Source organism: Bradyrhizobium sp. WSM4874 (assembly GCF_055811835.1).
In genome coordinates, this window is record NZ_JBVVPR010000013.1 from 143,353 (window position 1) to 162,305 (window position 18,953).

The 18,953-nt window shown below is 63.8% G+C and carries 17 protein-coding genes and 1 pseudogene; 5 read left to right on the top strand and 13 right to left on the bottom strand.

Annotation, left to right across the window (positions count from 1 at the left end):
- Window positions 1-44: 44 nt before the first annotated feature.
- On the bottom strand, window positions 45-1,181 hold the full coding sequence (locus AC0L3P_RS16325; RefSeq protein ID WP_473302888.1) for a hypothetical protein: 1,137 nt from the start codon (window positions 1,179-1,181) through the stop codon (window positions 45-47).
- Window positions 1,181-2,617: an MBOAT family O-acyltransferase gene (locus AC0L3P_RS16330; protein ID WP_473302891.1), complete on the bottom strand. Its 1,437-nt coding sequence runs from the start codon at window positions 2,615-2,617 to the stop codon at window positions 1,181-1,183. Before AC0L3P_RS16330 ends, AC0L3P_RS16325 begins: the two co-directional genes overlap by 1 nt.
- A gap of 150 nt (window positions 2,618-2,767) precedes the next feature.
- Here AC0L3P_RS16330 and AC0L3P_RS16335 point away from each other — a divergent pair, with 150 nt between their 5' ends.
- Complete coding sequence (locus AC0L3P_RS16335; RefSeq protein ID WP_473302894.1) at window positions 2,768-4,873, top strand: S9 family peptidase; 2,106 nt, start codon at window positions 2,768-2,770, stop codon at window positions 4,871-4,873.
- Window positions 4,874-5,060: 187 nt separating this feature from the next.
- Here AC0L3P_RS16335 and AC0L3P_RS16340 read toward each other — a convergent pair whose 3' ends face one another.
- The 5 genes from AC0L3P_RS16340 to AC0L3P_RS16360 form a co-directional block, all read right to left on the bottom strand.
- The gene (locus AC0L3P_RS16340; RefSeq protein ID WP_473302897.1) at window positions 5,061-5,780 is read right to left on the bottom strand and encodes a ribonuclease activity regulator RraA; all 720 of its coding nucleotides are present in this window, start codon (window positions 5,778-5,780) and stop codon (window positions 5,061-5,063) included.
- A gap of 99 nt (window positions 5,781-5,879) precedes the next feature.
- On the bottom strand, window positions 5,880-7,619 hold the full coding sequence (araD, locus tag AC0L3P_RS16345; protein WP_473302900.1) for an L-arabinonate dehydratase: 1,740 nt from the start codon (window positions 7,617-7,619) through the stop codon (window positions 5,880-5,882).
- A complete protein-coding gene (locus AC0L3P_RS16350; protein WP_027515055.1) occupies window positions 7,616-8,473 on the bottom strand; it encodes an ABC transporter permease in 858 nt (285 codons plus the stop codon). The genes araD and AC0L3P_RS16350 overlap by 4 nt, the downstream gene beginning before the upstream one ends.
- 11 nt (window positions 8,474-8,484) lie before the next feature.
- Window positions 8,485-9,246, bottom strand: coding sequence for an ABC transporter ATP-binding protein (locus AC0L3P_RS16355; RefSeq protein ID WP_473302903.1), 762 nt, complete (start codon window positions 9,244-9,246; stop codon window positions 8,485-8,487).
- Window positions 9,246-10,265, bottom strand: a complete 1,020-nt coding sequence (locus tag AC0L3P_RS16360) for an ABC transporter substrate-binding protein (protein ID WP_473302907.1) — start codon at window positions 10,263-10,265, stop codon at window positions 9,246-9,248. Before AC0L3P_RS16360 ends, AC0L3P_RS16355 begins: the two co-directional genes overlap by 1 nt.
- Window positions 10,266-10,360: 95 nt before the next feature.
- Between AC0L3P_RS16360 and AC0L3P_RS16365 the strand changes: the two genes are divergently transcribed.
- From AC0L3P_RS16365 to AC0L3P_RS16375, 3 genes are all read left to right on the top strand, one after another.
- Complete coding sequence (locus AC0L3P_RS16365; protein ID WP_473302910.1) at window positions 10,361-11,077, top strand: GntR family transcriptional regulator; 717 nt, start codon at window positions 10,361-10,363, stop codon at window positions 11,075-11,077.
- Window positions 11,078-11,279: 202 nt separating this feature from the next.
- Window positions 11,280-11,708: a response regulator gene (locus AC0L3P_RS16370; protein ID WP_354063240.1), complete on the top strand. Its 429-nt coding sequence runs from the start codon at window positions 11,280-11,282 to the stop codon at window positions 11,706-11,708.
- Window positions 11,686-15,282 carry a PAS domain S-box protein gene (locus tag AC0L3P_RS16375; RefSeq protein ID WP_473302912.1) on the top strand — a complete coding sequence of 1,199 codons (3,597 nt, stop codon included), beginning with the start codon at window positions 11,686-11,688 and terminating at the stop codon, window positions 15,280-15,282. Before AC0L3P_RS16370 ends, AC0L3P_RS16375 begins: the two co-directional genes overlap by 23 nt.
- A gap of 110 nt (window positions 15,283-15,392) precedes the next feature.
- Here the strand turns inward: AC0L3P_RS16375 and AC0L3P_RS16380 are convergent, their stop codons facing one another.
- Window positions 15,393-16,028, bottom strand: coding sequence for a response regulator transcription factor (locus AC0L3P_RS16380; RefSeq protein WP_007604420.1), 636 nt, complete (start codon window positions 16,026-16,028; stop codon window positions 15,393-15,395).
- Window positions 16,029-16,258: 230 nt separating this feature from the next.
- On the opposite strand from AC0L3P_RS16380, the gene AC0L3P_RS16385 reads away from it, so the two are divergent.
- Complete coding sequence (locus AC0L3P_RS16385; protein WP_473302914.1) at window positions 16,259-16,468, top strand: hypothetical protein; 210 nt, start codon at window positions 16,259-16,261, stop codon at window positions 16,466-16,468.
- Between the two features lie 57 nt (window positions 16,469-16,525).
- Here AC0L3P_RS16385 and AC0L3P_RS16390 read toward each other — a convergent pair whose 3' ends face one another.
- The 5 genes and pseudogenes from AC0L3P_RS16390 to AC0L3P_RS16410 all read right to left on the bottom strand — a co-directional run.
- Window positions 16,526-17,029 (bottom strand): response regulator, encoded by a 504-nt coding sequence (locus AC0L3P_RS16390; RefSeq protein WP_473302918.1) that lies wholly within the window; start codon window positions 17,027-17,029, stop codon window positions 16,526-16,528.
- A 141-nt stretch (window positions 17,030-17,170) separates the two neighbouring features.
- Window positions 17,171-17,488, bottom strand: coding sequence for a PilZ domain-containing protein (locus AC0L3P_RS16395; RefSeq protein WP_275174420.1), 318 nt, complete (start codon window positions 17,486-17,488; stop codon window positions 17,171-17,173).
- A gap of 2 nt (window positions 17,489-17,490) precedes the next feature.
- Window positions 17,491-18,372: a CheR family methyltransferase gene (locus AC0L3P_RS16400; RefSeq protein WP_275174421.1), complete on the bottom strand. Its 882-nt coding sequence runs from the start codon at window positions 18,370-18,372 to the stop codon at window positions 17,491-17,493.
- A gap of 60 nt (window positions 18,373-18,432) precedes the next feature.
- Window positions 18,433-18,819, bottom strand: a complete 387-nt coding sequence (locus AC0L3P_RS16405) for a response regulator (protein WP_027568377.1) — start codon at window positions 18,817-18,819, stop codon at window positions 18,433-18,435.
- 30 nt (window positions 18,820-18,849) lie between these two features.
- Window positions 18,850-18,953, bottom strand: a pseudogene (locus AC0L3P_RS16410) (chemotaxis protein CheW); the annotation flags it as partial.

Genomic DNA, 18,953 nt, shown 5'->3' on the forward strand with positions numbered 1-18,953 from the left:
GAGGACCGTTTCACTCCGAGTCTTCGCCAAACTCCTCCCTGGGGTTATGGGTCCCGGCCTTCGCCGGGACGACCCGGTTGCTTTAGCCGATACGCTTCAACCTGCGCCTTCAGCTCATCCAGCGACGCAAGTGGCGCCTTCGGATCGACCCGATATTCCCCGTGCGCCAGCCACGACAGCACCTTCGCATCGACGATCGGCGAATGGTGGATGACGTCGCCGTAGTTGTCGAGGTCGTGCGTCACGTCCTTGATCGCCCGGAAATCGTACAGGCGCACATTGGGAAGCTGGGTCAGGCGCTGCGCCATGACGGCGGTGAGGTCGGTGACGATCTTCAGCGTCGCAGGCGAAGCATCGCGCATCGCGACGAATTGCAGGATCGAATAGGGCGGGAAGTAGATGTCGAAGGTCACGTCCGGATGGCGCGCGATCAGGCCGACGGCGTCATGCTCGAAATGCCGCACCATGGCGTCGTAACGATAGCCTTCGCCGAGAAATCGGCTGCGTACGGGATCGGTGATATAGGCGAAGGCCGCGAGCGTCCTGTTCGCATTATAGGCGCGCGCGACGTCGACATCCCGCGGCAGCGCATAGATGTCGTCGACGTCTTCAAGCGCAAACTTGATTGGCAGAAAAGGCGCCGCCCGGGTCAGCGGCTGCCGCAACGGCGGAACCGACCGGAGCAATGCGAATAGGGATTCCTTCGCCATGGCCGCACTGAACAGATACGACGCGATGCCTTTTGCCGTCCCGCGATAGAGATCGGCAGAGAGATAGGGATCCGTCTCGATGTCGGCCGCATCGACAAAGATGAAATCGTCCATCTGCCAGATCACGCGCTTTGCGCCGCGGTCGATTGCCTGCTCCAGCACAAAGCCCTGCTGGCGCGAATTGGAGCCGGTCATCGCCAACTTCAGCGAGTGCACGCCAAGCGCATGGTCGATGTCGCTCTGACGGAAATGGATCGCGAGCGAGGTACCCATGAAGGCCGCGTCGAACGACTGGCTGCGGATCAGCCCTGCATTCTGCACGCGCGTGTCATCGGAATAGAACGGCGCGATGAGACGCGAGGGCCGGAACAGCTGCAGGGGATCGATGACATAGGTGAGCGCCGCCGCCCCGAGCACGCACGCGATGCTCGCGAAGAGAAGACGCCCTGGATGTGTGAACGCGCCCCGCATCAGAACCGGAAATAGATGAATTCGCTGTGGCTCTGGATACCCAAAATCCCGAACGCCAGCACCAGCGACGCGCCATACAGGACCAGCGGCCGCATCCGTCCGGCCATCAGGCCCTCGCCGACCCTGCGATTGGCGTGGTCGTACCCCATGAGTCCTTGCGTGTTCGGCGCCAGCCACACCAGCGCCGCATAAATTGCGACCATCACCGACGCCGCGATCTCCTCGCGCCCGACGACGATGTTCGAGGGATCGGCCATCGCATTCAGAATCCGCATGGCCCAATCGACCCGTTCGGCACGGAAGAATACCCAGGCCACAACGACGGCGAGAAATGTCAGCGCGGCCCCGGCGACCCGAGTTGGGCGCGCGAGCAACTTCGGAACACTCGGCACCAGCGCGTTGAAGGCGTGATTGATGCAGAGATAGGCACCATGCAGCGCGCCCCAAATGACAAAAGTCCAGGCCGCGCCGTGCCAGAGCCCGCCGAGCAGCATCGTGAGCATCAGATTGACATAACGGAGCACGCGGCCGCGCCTGTTGCCCCCGAGCGGGATGTACAGATAGTCGCGCAGGAAGTGCGACAGCGTCATGTGCCAGCGCCGCCAGAACTCGACGATGCTGGTGGCCTTGTAGGGCGAGTTGAAATTGACCGGCAGGAAGATGCCGAACATCAGCGATATTCCGATCGCCATGTCCGAATAGCCGGAGAAGTCGAAATAGAGCTGGAAGGTGTAGGCGAGCGCGCCAAGCCAGGCCTGATCAAAACTCGGCGCGCGCGCATCGAAGGCGAGCGCGACCAGCGGCTGGATGCCGTCGGCAAGGCACGTCTTCTTGAAGAGGCCGATTGCGAAGATGATGAGGCCGCACAGGATCAGATGCCCGTGCGGATGCTTGGTTTCCTCCCGTTCGAATTGCGGGATCATGTCCTTGTGGTGAAGGATCGGCCCCGCGATCAGATGCGGAAAGTATGTCACGAACAGCGCGTAATGCGGCAGTGCGTAGGCCGCGACCTGCCCGCGCCATGCGTCAACCAGGAACGCGATCTGGGTGAATGTGTAGAAGGAGATGCCGACCGGCAGCAGGATGTGGACCGCAAAGTGCGTGCCGGCCAGCGCGTTGATGTTCTCGGTGACGAAGCCGGCATATTTAAAGATGCCAAGCACGAGGAGGTCGCCGGCGACGCCGACGGCAAGTGCCACCTTTCGTTGCGACGGAGCAAGGTTCGCCACGATCAGGAGGTGGCCGATGCCATAGTTGAAGGCGATCGATATCAGCAACAGGGCGACGAACTGCCAGTTGCCGATGGCATAGAAGGTGAGCGAGGCCACCGCCAGCCAGATCACCGGGGCCAGATTGCTGCGCCGCCCGAGCCAGAAATAGCCAGCCAGCGCGGCAGGCAGGAACAGCAGGATGAACGGGTAGGAATTGAACAGCATCAGGCTGGACCGGCGGCGGGGATAGGGAGCCTAAAGCATAGAAGGGGCCGATCAACAACCCGGCGACTTGGCGCGGTCCTTGGCGCTGTAGCGCTGGCAATTCGCGGAATCGCGACGATATAAGGCAGGACGCATCTGAATGAGGATCGAGTGACACAAGCCAGAACACCTTCCCAGCCCCCCGTCGCCCCGCGCCGGCCGCATTCCTTCACGCGGCACGGGATAACCGTGACCGACGATTATGCCTGGCTGAAGGACGAGAAATGGCAGGAGGTGCTGCGCGATCCCGCGGTGCTCGATCCCGACATCCGCAAATATCTCGACGCAGAAAATGGCTACACCGAGAGCCTGCTCGGCCACACCGCAGCCCTGCAGAAGACGCTGGTGCGCGAGATGCGGGGGCGGATCAAGGAGGATGATTCCAGCGTGCCGTCGCCGGATGGTCCCTTCGCCTATTTCCGCAAATTCCGCGAAGGTGGTCAGCACGAGCTGTTCGGCCGCATGCCGCGCGATGGCGGCGAAGGCCACATCGTGCTCGACGGCGATGCGCTCGCCAAAGGCCATGAATATTTCAAATTCGGCGGCAGCCGGCACTCGAACGACCACAGGCTGCAGGCCTGGAGCGCCGACACCAAGGGCTCGGAATATTTCTCGATCCGCGTGCGCGACTGGGCGACCGGAAAGGACCTCGATGACGTCGTCGAGGAAACCGACGGCGGCGTAGTCTGGGGCAAGGACGCCACGTCGTTCTTCTACGTGAAGCTCGACGACAATCACCGGCCGATGCAGGTGTGGCGGCATAAGCTCGGCACTCGGCAGGTCGACGACACGCTGGTCTACGAAGAGCAGGATTCCGGCTGGTTCACCCATCTGCAGGAGAGCACCAGCGGCCGCTTCTGCGTCATCGCGGGCGGCGACCACGAGACCTCCGAGCAGCGGCTGATCGACCTCGCCCACCCCGACGCACCGCCGCGCCTGGTCGCGGCACGCGAGGAAGGCGTGCAATATTCGCTCGCCGACCGCGGCGACGAACTCTTCATCCTCACCAACGCCGACGAAGCCATCGACTTCAAGATCGTCACCGCGCCGCTCGCCTCACCCGAGCGCAAGAACTGGCGCGATCTGATCCCGTATCGTCCCGGCATCTACATCATCGATCTCGATCTTTATGCCGGCCACATGGTGCGGCTGGAGCGCGCCAATGCTCTGCCGTCGATTGTGATCCGCGACCTCACGACCAAGGACGAGCACGCCATCGCGTTCGACGAGGCGGCCTATTCGCTGGATACGATGGGCTCCTACGAATTCGAAACGACCACACTGCGCTTCGCCTATTCGTCGATGACGACGCCGTCGGAGGTCTATGACTACGACATGCTCAAGCGGACGCGCACCCTGCGCAAGCGGCAGGAGATTCCGTCCGGCCACAATGCGAGCGACTACGTCACGACGCGCATCATGGCGAAGGCGCATGACGGCGCCGAGGTGCCGGTGTCGATCCTCCACCGCCGCGGGCTCACTCTCGACGGCGCGGCGCCGTTGCTGCTCTACGGCTACGGCTCCTACGGCATGGCGATGCCGGCCTCGTTCAACGCCAACCGGCTGTCGCTGGTCGACCGCGGCTTCGTCTACGCCATCGCCCATATCCGCGGCGGCGCCGACAAGGGCTGGGGCTGGTATCTCGACGGCAAGCGCGAGAAGAAGACGAATTCGTTCGACGACTTCTCAGCCAGCGCCCGCGCGCTAATCGATGCGAAATACACCAGTGCAAAACGCATCGTCGGCCACGGCGGATCGGCCGGCGGCATGTTGATGGGCGCGGTCGCGAACCGTGCCGGTGAATTGTTCGCCGGCATCGTTGCCGAAGTGCCGTTCGTCGACGTGCTCAACACCATGCTCGACGACACGCTGCCGCTGACGCCGCCGGAATGGCCGGAATGGGGCAACCCCATCGAGAGCGAAAAGGATTTCCGCACCATCCTGTCGTATTCGCCCTACGACAATGTCGCGGCGAAAGACTATCCGGCGATCCTGGCGATGGGCGGGTTGACCGATCCGCGCGTCACGTACTGGGAGCCAGCCAAATGGATCGCGCGCCTGCGCGCAACCATGAGCGGCGGCGGCCCGGTCCTGCTCCGCACCAACATGGGCGCCGGCCACGGCGGCGCCTCGGGACGCTTCAACCGGCTCGATGAAGTCGCGATCGTCTATGCGTTCGCGCTGTGGGCGGCCGGGATGGCGGAGGCGGGGGTGTAGGCTACGCTCTCCCTGGTCGTCCTGGCGAAAGCCAGGACCCATACCGCGTGATCTATCCGACAAAGCTCGGTATCAGTACCGCGCGAAAGCACGACGACTCCGAGTCTTCGCCAAATTACTCCCTGGGGTAATGGGTCCTGGCTTACGCCAGGACGACAATGGAGGTTGTGGGACGAGTTGTCGGAATTTACCTTCCGTTCGCCTTCCGCCATGCGGCGAAGTCGGTCAGCGTCTGCGGGTCCGTCGCCGGATAGAGACCGAAGATGCCGCGGCCCTTGTTGACTTCCTCGGTGACGAAGTCCTCGAACGCGGTCATCTCGAAGGTCTCGTTGGCGATCTCCTCAGTGAGATGCGCCGGGATCACGATCACGCCATCGCTGTCGCCGAGAATGACGTCGCCGGGAAACACCGGCGCATCACCGCAGCCAATGGGAACGTTGATCTCGATGGCGTGATGCAGCGTCAGATTGGTCGGCGCGCTCGGGCGATGGTGGTAGGCGGGGATCCCGAGCTTGGCGATCTCGGCCGAGTCGCGAAAACCGCCGTCGGTGACGACCCCGGCGACACCGCGCTTCATCAGCCGCGTGACCAGGATCGCACCGGCGGAAGCGGCGCGCGCGTCCTTGCGGCTGTCCATCACCAGCACGCTGCCTGCCGGACAATCCTCCACCGCCTTGCGCTGCGGATGGGAGTGATTCCTAAAGACGTCGATGGTGTTGAGATCCTCGCGGGCCGGCATATAGCGCAGCGTGAAGGCCTCACCGACCATGGTGGGCTGGCCGGCACTGAGCGGGTGCACATCCTGGATCATCTGGATGCGCAGGCCACGCTTGAACAACGCGGTGGCGACGGTGGCGGTGGAGACGGATTTGAGCTTGTTGCGGGTGGCTTCGGTAAGTTTGGTCATCTCGTGCTCTCTCTTGTCATCATTCCGGGGCGATGCGAAGCATCGAACTCGGAATCTCGAGGTTCCGGGTTCGCTTCGCGCCCCGGAACGACGGTGAAACTAGTAAATCGAGGGCTCGCCGATCGGCGCGCCGAAATCGGTCTCGAGGAAGTCGAAATCGCAGCCGTCATTGGCCTGCTTGATGTGCTTGGTGAACATCCAGCCATAGCCGCGCTCGAAGCGACGCTCGGGCTGCTTCCAGGCGGCGCGGCGCTTTTCGAGCTCGGCTTCCGACACATCGAGATTGATGGTGCGGGCGGCGACATCGAGCGTGATGCGGTCGCCGTTCCGCACCAGCGCCAGCGGCCCGCCGACATAGGATTCGGGGGCGACGTGCAAAATGCAGGCGCCGTAGCTGGTGCCGCTCATGCGCGCATCGGAGATCCGCACCATGTCGCGGACGCCCTGCTTCACGAGCTTGGTCGGGATCGGCAGCATGCCCCATTCCGGCATGCCGGGCCCGCCCTGCGGGCCCGCATTGCGCAAGATGAGAATGTGGTCTTCAGTCACATCAAGATCGGGATCGTCGACCGCCTTCTTCATCGATGAATAGTCGTCGAATACCAGCGCCGGGCCGGTGTGCTTGAGGAAGCGGGGCGCGCAGGCGCTCGGCTTGATGACGCAGCCGTCGGGCGCGAGATTGCCCTTGAGCACGGCGAGTGCGCCTTCCTTGTAGATGGGATTGTCGATCGAGCGGATCACGTCGTCATTGTGGACCTCGGCGCCATCGATGTTCTCGCCGACAGTCTTACCGGTGACCGTGATGCAGTCGAGATGCAGATGCGGCTTGATCTGCCCCATCAGCGCCGGCAGCCCGCCGGCATAGAAGAAATCCTCCATCAGATAGGCGTCACCGCTCGGCCGCACATTGGCGATGACGGGCACCTTGCGGCTCGCAATTTCGAAATCGTCGAGGCCGATGTCGAGGCCGGCGCGGCGGGCCTGCGCGATCAGATGGATGATCGCGTTGGTCGAACAGCCCATCGCCATCGCCACGGCGATCGCGTTCTCGAACGCCTTGCGGGTCTGGATCGTCTTCGGCGTCAGATCTTCCCAGACCATCTCGACGATGCGGCGGCCGCATTCGGAGGCCATACGGATATGGTTGGCATCAGCGGCGGGAATCGAGGAGGCGCCCGGCAGCGTCATGCCGATCGCCTCGGCAATCGCGGTCATGGTGGAAGCCGTGCCCATGGTCATGCAGGTCCCGTAGCTGCGCGCGATGCCGGCTTCGATGTCGAGCCAGTCCTTGTCGGAGATTTTCCCGGCGCGCCGCTCGTCCCAGTATTTCCAGCCGTCCGAGCCGGAGCCGAGCGTCTTGCCCTTCCAATTGCCGCGCAGCATCGGGCCGGCCGGCAGATAGATCGCCGGAATGTTCATCGAGGTCGCACCCAGCAGCAGCGCGGGCGTCGTCTTGTCGCAGCCGCCCATCAGCACCACGCCGTCGACCGGATGGCTGCGCAGCAGCTCCTCGGCGTCGATCGCCAGCAGATTGCGATAGAGCATCGTGGTCGGCTTGAGCAGCGATTCCGACAGCGACAGCGCCGGCAGCTCCAGCGGCAGGCCGCCCGCCATCAGGATGCCGCGCTTGACGTCATCGACGCGCGACTTGAAGTGCATGTGGCATGGCTGCGCGTCCGACCAGGTGTTGAGGATAGCGATGATGGGGCGGTCCTTCCACTCCTCCGGCGCGTAGCCCATCTGCATGGTGCGGGAACGATGGCCGAACGAGCGGAGATCGTCGGGTGCGAACCAGCGCGCGCTGCGGAGCTGGTCGGGCGTCAGTTTCTTCTTGGTCATGATTGGGTGCCCCATTTCTGCACGGTGTTCCGCTCGATGGCGCGGAAGATCAGGTTCTCGACAAAAAGCCCGATGATGATCACCGTCAAGAGGCCGGCGAAGACCGCAGGTATGTCGAGGAGGTTGCGGTTTTCGAAGATGAACCAGCCGAGCCCGCCCTGCCCCGACGATACGCCGAACACCAGCTCGGCCGCGATCAGCGTGCGCCAGGCAAAGGCCCAACCGATTTTGAGACCGGTCAGGATCGAGCCGAACGCGGCAGGGATGAGGATTTTTGCCACGTAGGGCAGCCCGCGCAGGCCGTAATTGCGGCCGACCATGCGCAGCGTGTTGGACACGCTCTTGAAGCCGGAATGGGTATTGAGCGCGACCGGCCACAGCACCGAATGAATCAGCACAAACACCAGACTGCCGTTGCCGAGACCGAACCAGATCAAAGCGAGCGGCAACAGGGCGATCGCCGGCAGCGGATTGAACATCGCCGTGACAGTCTCGAGGAAATCGGTGCCGATGCGGGTCGAGATCGCGAGCACGGTGAAGATCGCGGCGAGCGCGATGCCGGCCGAATAGCCCATGAACAGAACTTTTAGCGAAGCCCATGCCCGCATGGGAATCGTGCCGTCCTTGACGCGATCGTAGAGCGTGAGGATCGTGTCGTGCAGGGTAGGAAACAGCAGGGGATTGTCGAGGGTGAGGCCGTAGGCCTCCCAGACCGCCGCGAGAAACAGGATGATGACGGTCTTGCGGACAAAACCATCGTTCCACAGCAGCTCGAGCACGCTCAGCTTGCGCTCGACTTCGGCTGCGCTGCCGGCGACCGGCGCCTCACGTAGCAGGATCCTGGCTTCGCCCATGAGAGGCTCCCTCAATGCGCCGTTGCTTCGGAGGCGAAGAGGAGATCGTGAACCTCCTTTTCGAGCCGGCCGGCACTGCCGTCCTCATTGGAGACCTTGTCGACGTCGACCACCTCGGCCTTGACGCGGCCGGGATGCGGCGACAGCAGCAGGATGCGGTTGCCGATGCGGATCGCTTCCGCAATCGAGTGGGTCACGAACAGCACGGTGAATTTGGTCTCGCTCCAGAGCTGGAGCAGCTCGTCCTGGCAGGTTCGCCGCGTCAGCGCGTCGAGCGCGGCGAACGGCTCGTCCATCAACAGGATGTCCGGCTCCATCGCCATGCCGCGCGCGATCGCGACGCGCTGCTTCATGCCGCCGGAGAGCGTGTGCGGATAGGCATCGACCACGCGCGTCAGCCCGACCTTCTCGATATAGGCCCGCGCCCGCACTTCGGCGTCCTTGCGGGACAGTTTTCGCGCGGTCAGCAGCGGGAACATCACGTTGGCGAGCACGCTCTTCCAGGGCAGCAGCTGATCGAACTCCTGGAAGATCATCATGCGATCAGCGCCGGGACCGTGGATCTCGCGGTCGTTGATCGTCATGCGGCCCTCGCTCGGCGCCATGTAGCCGCCGACAGCCTTGAGCAGGGTCGACTTGCCGCAGCCGGACGGCCCGAGCAGCACGAAGCGATCGGACCTGTCGACGGTGAAGCTGACCCTTTCGGTCGCCGTGACGACGGCGCTGGAGGTCTTGTAGCGCAGCGTCACGGAGCTGACGTCGAGCAGCGCCATCAGTTGCCCTTCAGATCGTGGGCGACGGGCAGATAGTAATCGGTCCAGGCCTTGGGCTGGGTCTTCAGCGTACCGGTCTTGAACAGATGGGCGGCGAATTTCATCGTGCCCTGCGGTTCGAGATTCCACTCCATCATGCCGGGCTCCTTGAGGAGATCGAGCAGCTCTTCCGCCGAGGTCTTGTCGCCGGTGATCTCCTTGTAGATCTCGACCGCCTGTCTGGTGTCGCTGCGGATCAGATCCTGCGCTTCCTTGGTCGCATCGCGCACGGCCTGGATGATCTTCGGATTGGCATCGGCGAACTTCGTGGCGGTGAAGAACTGCGCCTGGCTGAGCGGGCCGCCCATCACGTCGGGCGACGACAGCACGACATGCGCGCCCGGCACGTTCTTCAGCTCGAGGAACGTGAACGGCGGAATCGAGAAGTGAGTGTGCACCTCGTGCTTGGAGTTGGACAGCGCCGCATAGGCGTCGGGATGGCCGAGCTGCACCGTGTTGGCATCCAGCTTCGACCACTGGTCGGCACCAAAGGCCTCGGCGGCGGCGATCTGGAGCACGATCGCCTGGGTCGAGACCTTTACGGTCGGCACGGCGATCTTGTCGCTGGGACCGAAATCCTTGATCGACTTGATGTTGGCGTCGCGGCTGATCAGCGTCATCGGCTGCGCCGAGGTCGCGACGATGCCCTTGACGCCGCCGCGGGTGCGGTCCCACAGCAGCAGCAGATTGCCGGTGCCGGTGTTGAGGATGTCGACGCCGCCCGCGAGCAGCGCATCGGTCTGCGCACCGCCACCGGAGAAGGTAACCCATTTGGTGGTGACACCCGCTACCCCGAGCTGGGCTGCGTGCTTCTCGATCAGCTTCTGCTTTTCCATGATGTGGCTCGGCATGTAGAAAATGCCGGGCTGCCGCGACAGCGAGATCTCGGACTTTTGCTGCGCCTTCGCGGGCGAGGCCGTCAGCGCCGTGGCGGCGATCAGGGCGATGGCTGCGAGGCCACACTGCAATTGCTTGATCATTGTTGTTCGTTTCCTCCGGCCGCCATTGACGAGCGATCTCACTGATGCACTAATGCATTAGTGTATCAAAGGCAAGGCCGGCCGGAGCCCTTCGCATGGAAACAGCCCACCCCGCGCCCCGCGCGGCCGCCCGCCCCGGCGCGCGGCTCGACCGGGCCCGGCAGGCCGCACCGCAAGTGTTCGAGCGGCTGCGCAACGCCATTCTCGCGCTGGAATTGCCGCCGGGCTCGCCGCTTTCGCGCACGGATCTCGCCGCACAATTCGGCGTCAGCTCGACTCCGATCCGCGACGCCTTGATGCGGCTGGAGGAAGAAGGGCTCGTCGACGTGTTTCCGCAGCACGCCACCGTCGTCAGCCGGGTCGATGTCGGTCGGGCCGAGCAGGCCCATTTCCTGCGCCAGGCGCTGGAGCTCGAAATCGTCCGGCTGCTTGCGCAGCAGCACAACGAAGCCCTGGTCATACGCCTCGACCACACGATCGCGCTCCAGCAGCAATTCGCCAAGGCCGGAGACTTCCAGAGCTTCATCGCCGGCGACAATGATTTTCACGCGCAGCTTTATGCCGCGGCCGGCAAGCAGGAGCTCTGGACGCTGGTGCGCAGTCGCAGCGGACATATCGACCGGCTGCGCCGGCTGCATCTGCCCTCACCCGGCAAGGCCCAGAACATCGTCCGCCACCACAAGCTGATCACGCGCGCGATCGAGGCCGGCGACGCCGATACCGCGCAACAGCATCTGCGCAAGCACCTGTCGGGCACGCTGAGCGAGCTCGACACGATCCGAAGCCACTATCCGGAATACCTGAGCGACTAGCCTATGGGGCCCGATTGTCGCGAGCGAGCGCTTGTGCACGTCACCGTGCATAACTTGGCGCAACCGATTCGCCTTTTGCGAGCAATTGTCGGATCTATGGCGAAGTGCTTGCAGGCCGGATGCAATCCGCGCAACAATTTCAGAGTTGATGGTTTGATTTGCGGTCGCTGGGAAACCCCATCCGGCCCGGAGGATACCAGACGTGGCCAACATCCTGATCGTGGATGACGACCCGGCCGTGCAGATGACGATTCGGCTGCTCCTGGAGAGGGCTGGTCATCACATCACCGTCGCCGGAGACGGCCGCAAGGGACTTGCGCTGTTCGAAGCCAGCCAGTTCGACCTGCTGTTTCTCGACATCTTCATGCCCGGCATGGACGGCCTGGAGACGATGCGCCACATCCGGGCGCTGCAGCCGGCGATTCCGATCGTCGTCATCTCCGGCCGTTCGTTCACGCCGGATGCTCATGCGGAGCCGGACTTCCTCAAGATGGCGACCAAGCTCGGCGCGGTGGCGAGCTTGCAGAAGCCGTTCCGGGCCGACGCGCTGCTCGCCGCGGTCGCTGGCTGCCTGGACGCGGCGCGGGCGGCATCGGTGAGGAATCCGGATGTCAGCACCGGCCGCCGATGACCAGAACCTTCATTCTGTTCCAACCGAGCACGGGCACGGCCTTTCGGGAAGCGGTGCAAATATCACCATGACGCTCGCTACGCGGCTCGCAATCGCGATGATCCTGCTGGTGGCGGTCACCGTGGCCGCAGTCGGCTGGCTCGGCTATCGCAACATCACCCAGGCCGTCATTCCGCGGGTCCTGGAGCGGATCGAAGCCCAGTCGAGCCTGCTGGCCACCCATCTTGAATCCTACGTTGCCGGCGCTCGTGGCGATCTGCTCGGTTATCGCTCCGCCGCTGCCATCAACGGCCTGATCCGCGCCCATGTCGGTGGAGGCATCGATGCCGTCGACGGCGTTTCGGAGCAAACCTGGCGCGAGCGCATCGCAGCGCGGTTCGCAGCCGAGATCGACGCGAAACCGAGCTACGGGCAATTTCGAATTATCGGCCTTGACGACGACCAGCGCGAGCTGGTCCGCGTCGATCGCGCCGGCCCGAACGGAGCAGCACGGATCGTCCCCAACAGCGAACTCGAACGCAAGAGCGAACGAACCTACTTCCAGGAGACGATTCGATTGGCGCCGGGCGACGTCTATGTTTCGCCCCTCGATCTCGCCACCCGGCAGGGAGGAACCACGGACCCTCACATTCCGACGTTGCGCGTCGCGACGCCGCTGTTCACGCCTGATAGCAAGCCGTTCGGCATCATCATCGCCAATATCGACATGCGTCCCGCGCTCGACCGAATCCGCTCGACCGCGAGCGCCGGGGGAGAGATCTATGTCGTGAACGCGCGCGGCGACTATCTGGTCCATCCCGATCGCGCGCGGGAATTCGGCACATTGCGCGGCAGCGCAAATGACTGGCGCCGTGACTTTCCGTTCTTTGCAGCGCGGGCCGGCCTGCCGCAAGGATCGGCGCAGCTTACGAGCGACGGGTCGGGCCGGCCGAGTGGAGCGGCAATCGCGCCCGCGCTGCTTGCCGGCAAGGAGTGGTTGGCAGTCATCGAGACGGCCCCCTCCTCCGTGTTCAGCCGCGTTCCGGCGGCCATTCAAAAAACCTCCTCGCTGGTTGGCCTGCTTGCCGTCCTTGCCGCAGCTTTGCTTGCGATGCTGCTGGCGCGCTCATTGACGCGGCCGATCGGGCGTTTGACCGCGGCAGTGGAGGCGATCGGCAGCGGACGGCGCGCCGACATTCCCGTCGATGCGAGCGGAGAGACAGGCGTGCTGGCGCGGGCCTTTGCCCAAATGGTCGAAGAAACGAGAGCGAAGACGGCCGCTCTTGAACGCGAGGTCGAGGAACATCGCCGCACCGAGGCAGCGCGAAGCCATCATGAAGCGCGCGAGCGCTTGTTCAGCGCCGCCGTCGAATCCTCCGACGACGCGATCGTGATGCAATCGCTCGACGCCATCATCACCGGCTGGAATGCCTCCGCCGAGCGCCTCTACGGCTATCCGGCGAATGAGGCGATCGGGCAATCCACCTCGATTATCGTCCCACCCGACAGACGCGAGCAAGGCAAGGACTATTTGCGGCGGATCGCCGGAGGCGAACCGATCGAACGCTTCGAGACGGTGCGCCTGCGCAAGGATGGCACGCCGGTCGAAATCTCACTCAGCCTGTCGCCGATCAAGGGCCCATCGGGCGAGATCGTGGGCGCCTCCGGCACCGCGCGCAGCCTGACCGAGGCGCGTCGGGCCGAGCGGGCGCTGCAGCAGCAGCTTGAGGAACGGCGACAACTTTTCGACACCTCGCAGGATCTGATCATGGTGATGGACGCGCGCGGCCACATCGCGCAGATCAGTCCGAGCAGCGAGTCTATTCTCGGCTACCGGCCGGAGCAGATGATCGGCCGCAGCGGCGCCGATTTCATTCATCCCGGCCATCTCGACCAGTCGCGCGACGAGATGCGCGCGCTCAGGCGCGGCGAGCGGCTGAAGCTCGCCGACACCCGCTGCTTCCACAAGGACGGACGCGAGGTCTGGCTGTCCTGGCTCGGTAGCTGGTCCGACCACGCCCAGCGTTACTTCTTCGTCGGGCGCGACATGACCGAGGCGAGGCTCGCACAGGAATCCTTGCGGGAGAGCGAGCAGCTTGCGCGCAATATCGTCGAGACCTCCCTCGACGCCTTCACCCAGACAGACCACACCGGTGCCATCCTGAGTTGGAACTCGCAGGCCGAGAAGCTCTTCGGATGGACGCGTGAGGAGGCAATCGGCAAGAATGCGATCGAGTTTTTCGTCGCCCCCAGTGAGCGCGAAAGCGTCAGGGCCAGACTGAAGCTCTTTCTCGAATCCGAGCAACAATCGCTAGCCAATCCACGGCGCGAACTTTTGGTGCGGCGGCGCGACGGTAAGGAATTCAGGGCCGAGCTCAGCGTCACGGCGCTCCGGCGACGCGAAGGCGTTCTCCTCAATTCGTTCTACCGCGACCTGACCGACAAGATCGCGGCCGATGAACGCATCCGTCATGCCGAGAAGATGGAGGCGGTCGGCCAGCTCACCGGCGGCGTGGCGCACGACTTCAACAACATCCTCACCGTCATCACCGGAACGATCGAGATCCTGGCCGATGCGGTGGCCAAGGAGCCGGAGCTCGCGGCGATCACGAAGATGATCGACGAAGCCGCCGGCCGTGGCGCCGAGCTGACGCAGCATCTGCTGGCGTTTGCGCGCAAGCAGCCGCTCCAGCCGCGCGAGATCGACGTCAACGCGCTGATCATCGACACCGCGAAATTATTGCGGCCGACGCTGGGCGAGCAGATCCATATCGAATCAGTGTTCGAGGACGAGAACTGCGTCGCGACCGTCGATCCGAGCCAGCTCACCACCGCGATCCTCAACCTCGCGCTCAATGCCCGCGACGCCATGCCCGGCGGCGGCAAGCTGATCGTGGAGACGGGCGCGGCCTATCTCGACGAGGTCTATGCCAGCGTCAACGACGTCCCGCCGGGCCATTACGTGCTGATCGCCGTGAGCGACACCGGCAGCGGAATTCCCGCCAACATGCTGGCCCGGGTGTTCGACCCCTTCTTCACCTCGAAGGGACCGGGCAAGGGCACCGGCCTCGGGCTTTCGATGGTCTACGGCTTCATCAAGCAGTCCGCGGGCCATATCAAGATCTACAGCGAGGAAGACCACGGCACCACGATCAAGATGTATCTGCCGCCCGGCAAGACGCCGACGGCGGTCGGCGAGAGCGTGACGCCGGCGACCATCGAGGGCGGACACGAGACGATCCTGGTGGTCGAGGACGACCGGCTGGTGCGCGACTACGTGCTGGCACAGCTGCATTCGCTCGGCTACGTCACCTTGCAGGCTGCGAACGCCGCGGAGGCGCTCGCAATCGTCGCCGCCGGAAAACCGTTCGACCTCCTGTTCACCGACGTCATCATGCCCGGCAAGATGAACGGACGACAGCTCGCCGATGAACTGCAGAGAACGCGTCCCGATCTCAGGGTGCTCTACACGTCCGGCTATACCGAGAACGCGATCATCCATCACGGCCGGCTGGATTCGGGCGTTCTACTGCTGGCGAAGCCCTATCGCAAATCGGATCTGGCGCGGGCCATCCGCAAGGCGTTGAGCAGTTGATGTGAGGGGCCGTAGCCCGGATGGAGCGCAGCGCAATCCGGGACGTGTCTTGCCGTGGACACGGATCCCCGGATTTCGCTACGCTCCATCCGGGCTACTGACCGATAAATTTACGACGCGCGCTGGGCCGCGGTCATCACGATCCGGATCAGATCGGCGGCATTGCGCGCACCGAGCTTCTTCATGATGTTGGCGCGGTGGTCCTCGATGGTGCGCGGGCTGATGCCGAGCGTGCGGCCGGCCTCCTTGTTGGAGGCGCCGGCGGCGAACTGCTCGAGCACCTCGCGTTCCCTGCGCGTCAACGGCTCGCGTCCGGGGAAATGCAGCGAACCGAACTTCGGCGCCGCGTTCTCCGACTGCCTGCGTGCATAGGCACCGATCGCCTCGTCGAGCCGGCCGACGATCTCGCTGCCGCGGAACGGCTTCTCGATGAAGTCGAGCGCGCCGCTCTTGATGGCCCCCACCGCCATCGCGATATCGCCCTGCCCGGAGATCATGAAGATCGGTGCCGGATAGTCTTCGCCGTGCAGCTCATTGAGAATGTCGAGACCCGACTTGCCGGGAATGTGCACGTCGAGCAGGACCGCTGCAGGTGTGCGGCTTCGCGCGACGGAGAGCAATGCTGCGCCGTCCGCAAAACAGATCACCTCATAGCCCGCCGCCTTCAACACCATCGACAAGGTGTCGCGAACGGCAGCGTCGTCGTCGACCACGAAGATTTCACCGCGAGAGCTTTGTTCGGCCATGTGCCACACATCCGGTTGGCATGAAGGACTCGCGTCCGCCCCAACCGTTATGGCGTTCGGCGCGGATTCGGCCCACCGTATTTGTACGGGACATGGACATAACGCACAAGTAGCGGCAAGGCGCCTAATTGCAGAGGACGGAGAATATCCATGCTAAATTGGGCGCTACGCCGCCTCTCGTCGCAATGCCCGAAATCGAGAGCCGTGAGCTGATTGCGGCTGACCTTCGCATGCTGATCTCGCAGATCGAGACCAGTATGCGCCGGACCGCCACAGCCATGGATCAAGAACACGGCAGCGATCCGGAAGGTTCCGCCGACGTCTTCGTGCTCGACGATGTCACACCCCGGCATGCCACGGCGATCGCCGCTCTCGATGCCTGCCGGCCCAGCCTTGGCGACGCCCTTGAATGCCTGTCGGATGCCGGCAGCACGGTGTAGATCGCGATCGCTGCGACGCGGCAACCGCATTCTTTTTATCGCATGGCGGCCCGCGGCTCAGGCGCGGTGCCGTTCCACGATCGCGTCGGTGGCGACACCACCCCAGGTGTGCATCGCGGGCAGGCCCATCGCGGTCTTGCCGAGATTGGCGAGGCTGATGCGCAATGCGGCCAGATCCAGCGGCTTGGGCAGGCTCTGGAGCTCGATCCCGACGGAACGGGCGAAGCTGCGGGCAGCGCTGCGGCGCTTTCCGTCCATGCCGCTGATGACGATCACGGCGCCGCCAAATTTCGCCTTGGCCATCTCGCCCAGCACGTCGATGCCGTCGCCATCCTCCAGCACGAGATCGAGTGTCACGCAGTCGAAGCGCGCAGTGCGGAGTTTCTCGATCGCTTCGGCCACGGACGGCGCCACGGTGACTTCGTGGCCGGCCTGCTTGGCCGCGACCGTGATCAGGCTGCGCTGCGTGGCGTCGTCATCGACCACCAGAAGCTGAAGTGCGCGCCGCTCGGCGCCGTCGGGCAGGTTTGACGGGAGAGGTGAGAAAGAGCTTCTGGGCATTACCGTATCCTGAGATTGAGACCGGCCATGGATACCCGGTTCGCGCTTAGGCGACGTAAAGCCGCGACGGCAAATTCAGCCGGATGTTTCAGCAAATGTGAACCAATGTCGCGGCAAACGGCGACGAGACGCACGTGAAGATCACGCCGCCTCGTCACGGCCACCGGCGGCGCCGCGCTTCTTCCGGTTCTTGCCACGCAGGAATTGGATGTCCATTTCGACGCCGTTGACGCGCACCAGTTCGCAGCGGCGATAGGCAAGGCCGGTGGACGACAGCAGCAGGAAGAACTCTTTCAGGTTCAGGCCCTGAATCGAGCCTTCCACCGTCAGGACGGCGTCGGTGTCGGAGATCGCGTTGAGCTTGCAGTCGCGGCGCCAAGTGCCGTCGATGGCCATGATGCAGACATCATAGCCGCGACTGAATGTCACGCGTTCCGCGCCCTTGCCATCCTCGGCCATGCCTATCGTCCTGCCATGACCGCTACGCGCGGCGCGGCGCCGGCGAGAGCCGGCTTGGCGGCCGCGGCACGCGGGTCGTTCGGCTTGTAGAGACCGCGCCGCTCCGGAATCGGCCTGAACGTGTCGGTCAGTCCGACCACCGTTTCGGCCGCGCCCAGCACCAGGAAGCCGTCTCCCTCGATCTGACGAGCCAGGCGGTTGAAGATGTTGATCTTGGTGTCCTGATCGAAATAGATCAGCACGTTGCGGCAGAAGATGACGTCGAAGGTGCCGAGCTGAGCGAAATCGTGCAGCAGATTGAGCTGCCGGTGCTGGATCATCGCCCGCAGCTCGGGATTGATCTGCCAGGTCTCGCCGGTCTGCTTGAAATATTTCATCAGCATCTGGATCGGCAGGCCGCGCTGCACCTCGAACTGGCTGTAGATGCCGGCCTTGGCCTTCTCGAGCACCTCCTGCGACAGGTCGGTCGCGATGATCTCGACGCGCCAGCCGGTCAGGGCCGCACCCATCTCCTTCAGGCTCATCGCCAGCGAATAGGGCTCCTGCCCGGTCGAGCCGGCGGCGCACCAGATGCGCACGCTGCGGCGGCCGGCGCGGGCCTTGATGATCTCCGGCATGATGGTGTCGCGGAAATGATCGAAGGGGACCTTGTCGCGAAAGAAGAAGGTCTCGTTGGTGGTCATCGCCTCGACCACGCTGGTGACGAGCGCGCCCGAGCCAGCGCCTTGCAGCTTCTGCACGAGCTCGCCGATGCCGGAGATACCGGCCTTGCGCGCCAGCGGCAACAGCCGGCTTTCAATCAGATATTGCTTGTCTGCGGACAGATCGAGCCCGGAATGATCCCTCAGGAACTTACGCAGATACTCATACTCGGTCGGGGTCACGGATAGGCCTCTCGGAAGCTGTACTGGGAACACTCTGGCTGGAACACTCGGCCAGATAACTCAGACCATGGCTTGTCCGACCGGGATCAAGCCGACTTCAGCGAATTTGTCGGCGATGATGTCTTTGTCGAAGGGCTTCATGATGTACTCGTTGGCGCCGCCGCTGAGCGCCTGAGCGATATGAGCCACGTTGTTTTCGGTGGTGCAGAACACGACCTTGGGCTGGTCGCCGCCCGGCAGGCGGCGCATGTGGCCCATGAACTCGAAGCCGTCCATCACCGGCATGTTCCAGTCCAGCAGCACAGCGTCGGGCAGCTTGCGCTGACAGACCTCGAGCGCTTTGGAGCCGTCCTCGGCCTCCGTGACTTCGAATTCCAGGCCTTCCAGGATCCGGCGTGCGATCTTGCGCACGACGCTTGAATCATCGACCACCAAACACGTCTTCATTTCGGTTCTCCGGCTTCGATGTTTTGGGGCTCACGCAGCCATCTGCACTTCGGTCTTGAGCTCGAGGACGCGGTCGACGTCGAGGACGACCATGAGCTGGCCGTCGAGACGGTGGACACCGCCGGCGAGCTTGG

Coding starts and splice junctions, on each gene's coding strand:
- araD (WP_473302900.1), bottom strand. CDS start 7,619: ATGACCAAGAAGAAACTGACGCCCGACCAGCTCCGCAGCGCGCGCTGG.
- AC0L3P_RS16385 (WP_473302914.1), top strand. CDS start 16,259: ATGCTGATCTCGCAGATCGAGACCAGTATGCGCCGGACCGCCACAGCC.
- AC0L3P_RS16350 (WP_027515055.1), bottom strand. CDS start 8,473: ATGGGCGAAGCCAGGATCCTGCTACGTGAGGCGCCGGTCGCCGGCAGC.
- AC0L3P_RS16340 (WP_473302897.1), bottom strand. CDS start 5,780: ATGACCAAACTTACCGAAGCCACCCGCAACAAGCTCAAATCCGTCTCC.
- AC0L3P_RS16390 (WP_473302918.1), bottom strand. CDS start 17,029: ATGCCCAGAAGCTCTTTCTCACCTCTCCCGTCAAACCTGCCCGACGGC.
- AC0L3P_RS16395 (WP_275174420.1), bottom strand. CDS start 17,488: ATGGCCGAGGATGGCAAGGGCGCGGAACGCGTGACATTCAGTCGCGGC.
- AC0L3P_RS16365 (WP_473302910.1), top strand. CDS start 10,361: ATGGAAACAGCCCACCCCGCGCCCCGCGCGGCCGCCCGCCCCGGCGCG.
- AC0L3P_RS16380 (WP_007604420.1), bottom strand. CDS start 16,028: ATGGCCGAACAAAGCTCTCGCGGTGAAATCTTCGTGGTCGACGACGAC.
- AC0L3P_RS16375 (WP_473302912.1), top strand. CDS start 11,686: ATGTCAGCACCGGCCGCCGATGACCAGAACCTTCATTCTGTTCCAACC.
- AC0L3P_RS16330 (WP_473302891.1), bottom strand. CDS start 2,617: ATGCTGTTCAATTCCTACCCGTTCATCCTGCTGTTCCTGCCTGCCGCG.
- AC0L3P_RS16355 (WP_473302903.1), bottom strand. CDS start 9,246: ATGGCGCTGCTCGACGTCAGCTCCGTGACGCTGCGCTACAAGACCTCC.
- AC0L3P_RS16325 (WP_473302888.1), bottom strand. CDS start 1,181: ATGCGGGGCGCGTTCACACATCCAGGGCGTCTTCTCTTCGCGAGCATC.
- AC0L3P_RS16405 (WP_027568377.1), bottom strand. CDS start 18,819: ATGAAGACGTGTTTGGTGGTCGATGATTCAAGCGTCGTGCGCAAGATC.
- AC0L3P_RS16360 (WP_473302907.1), bottom strand. CDS start 10,265: ATGATCAAGCAATTGCAGTGTGGCCTCGCAGCCATCGCCCTGATCGCC.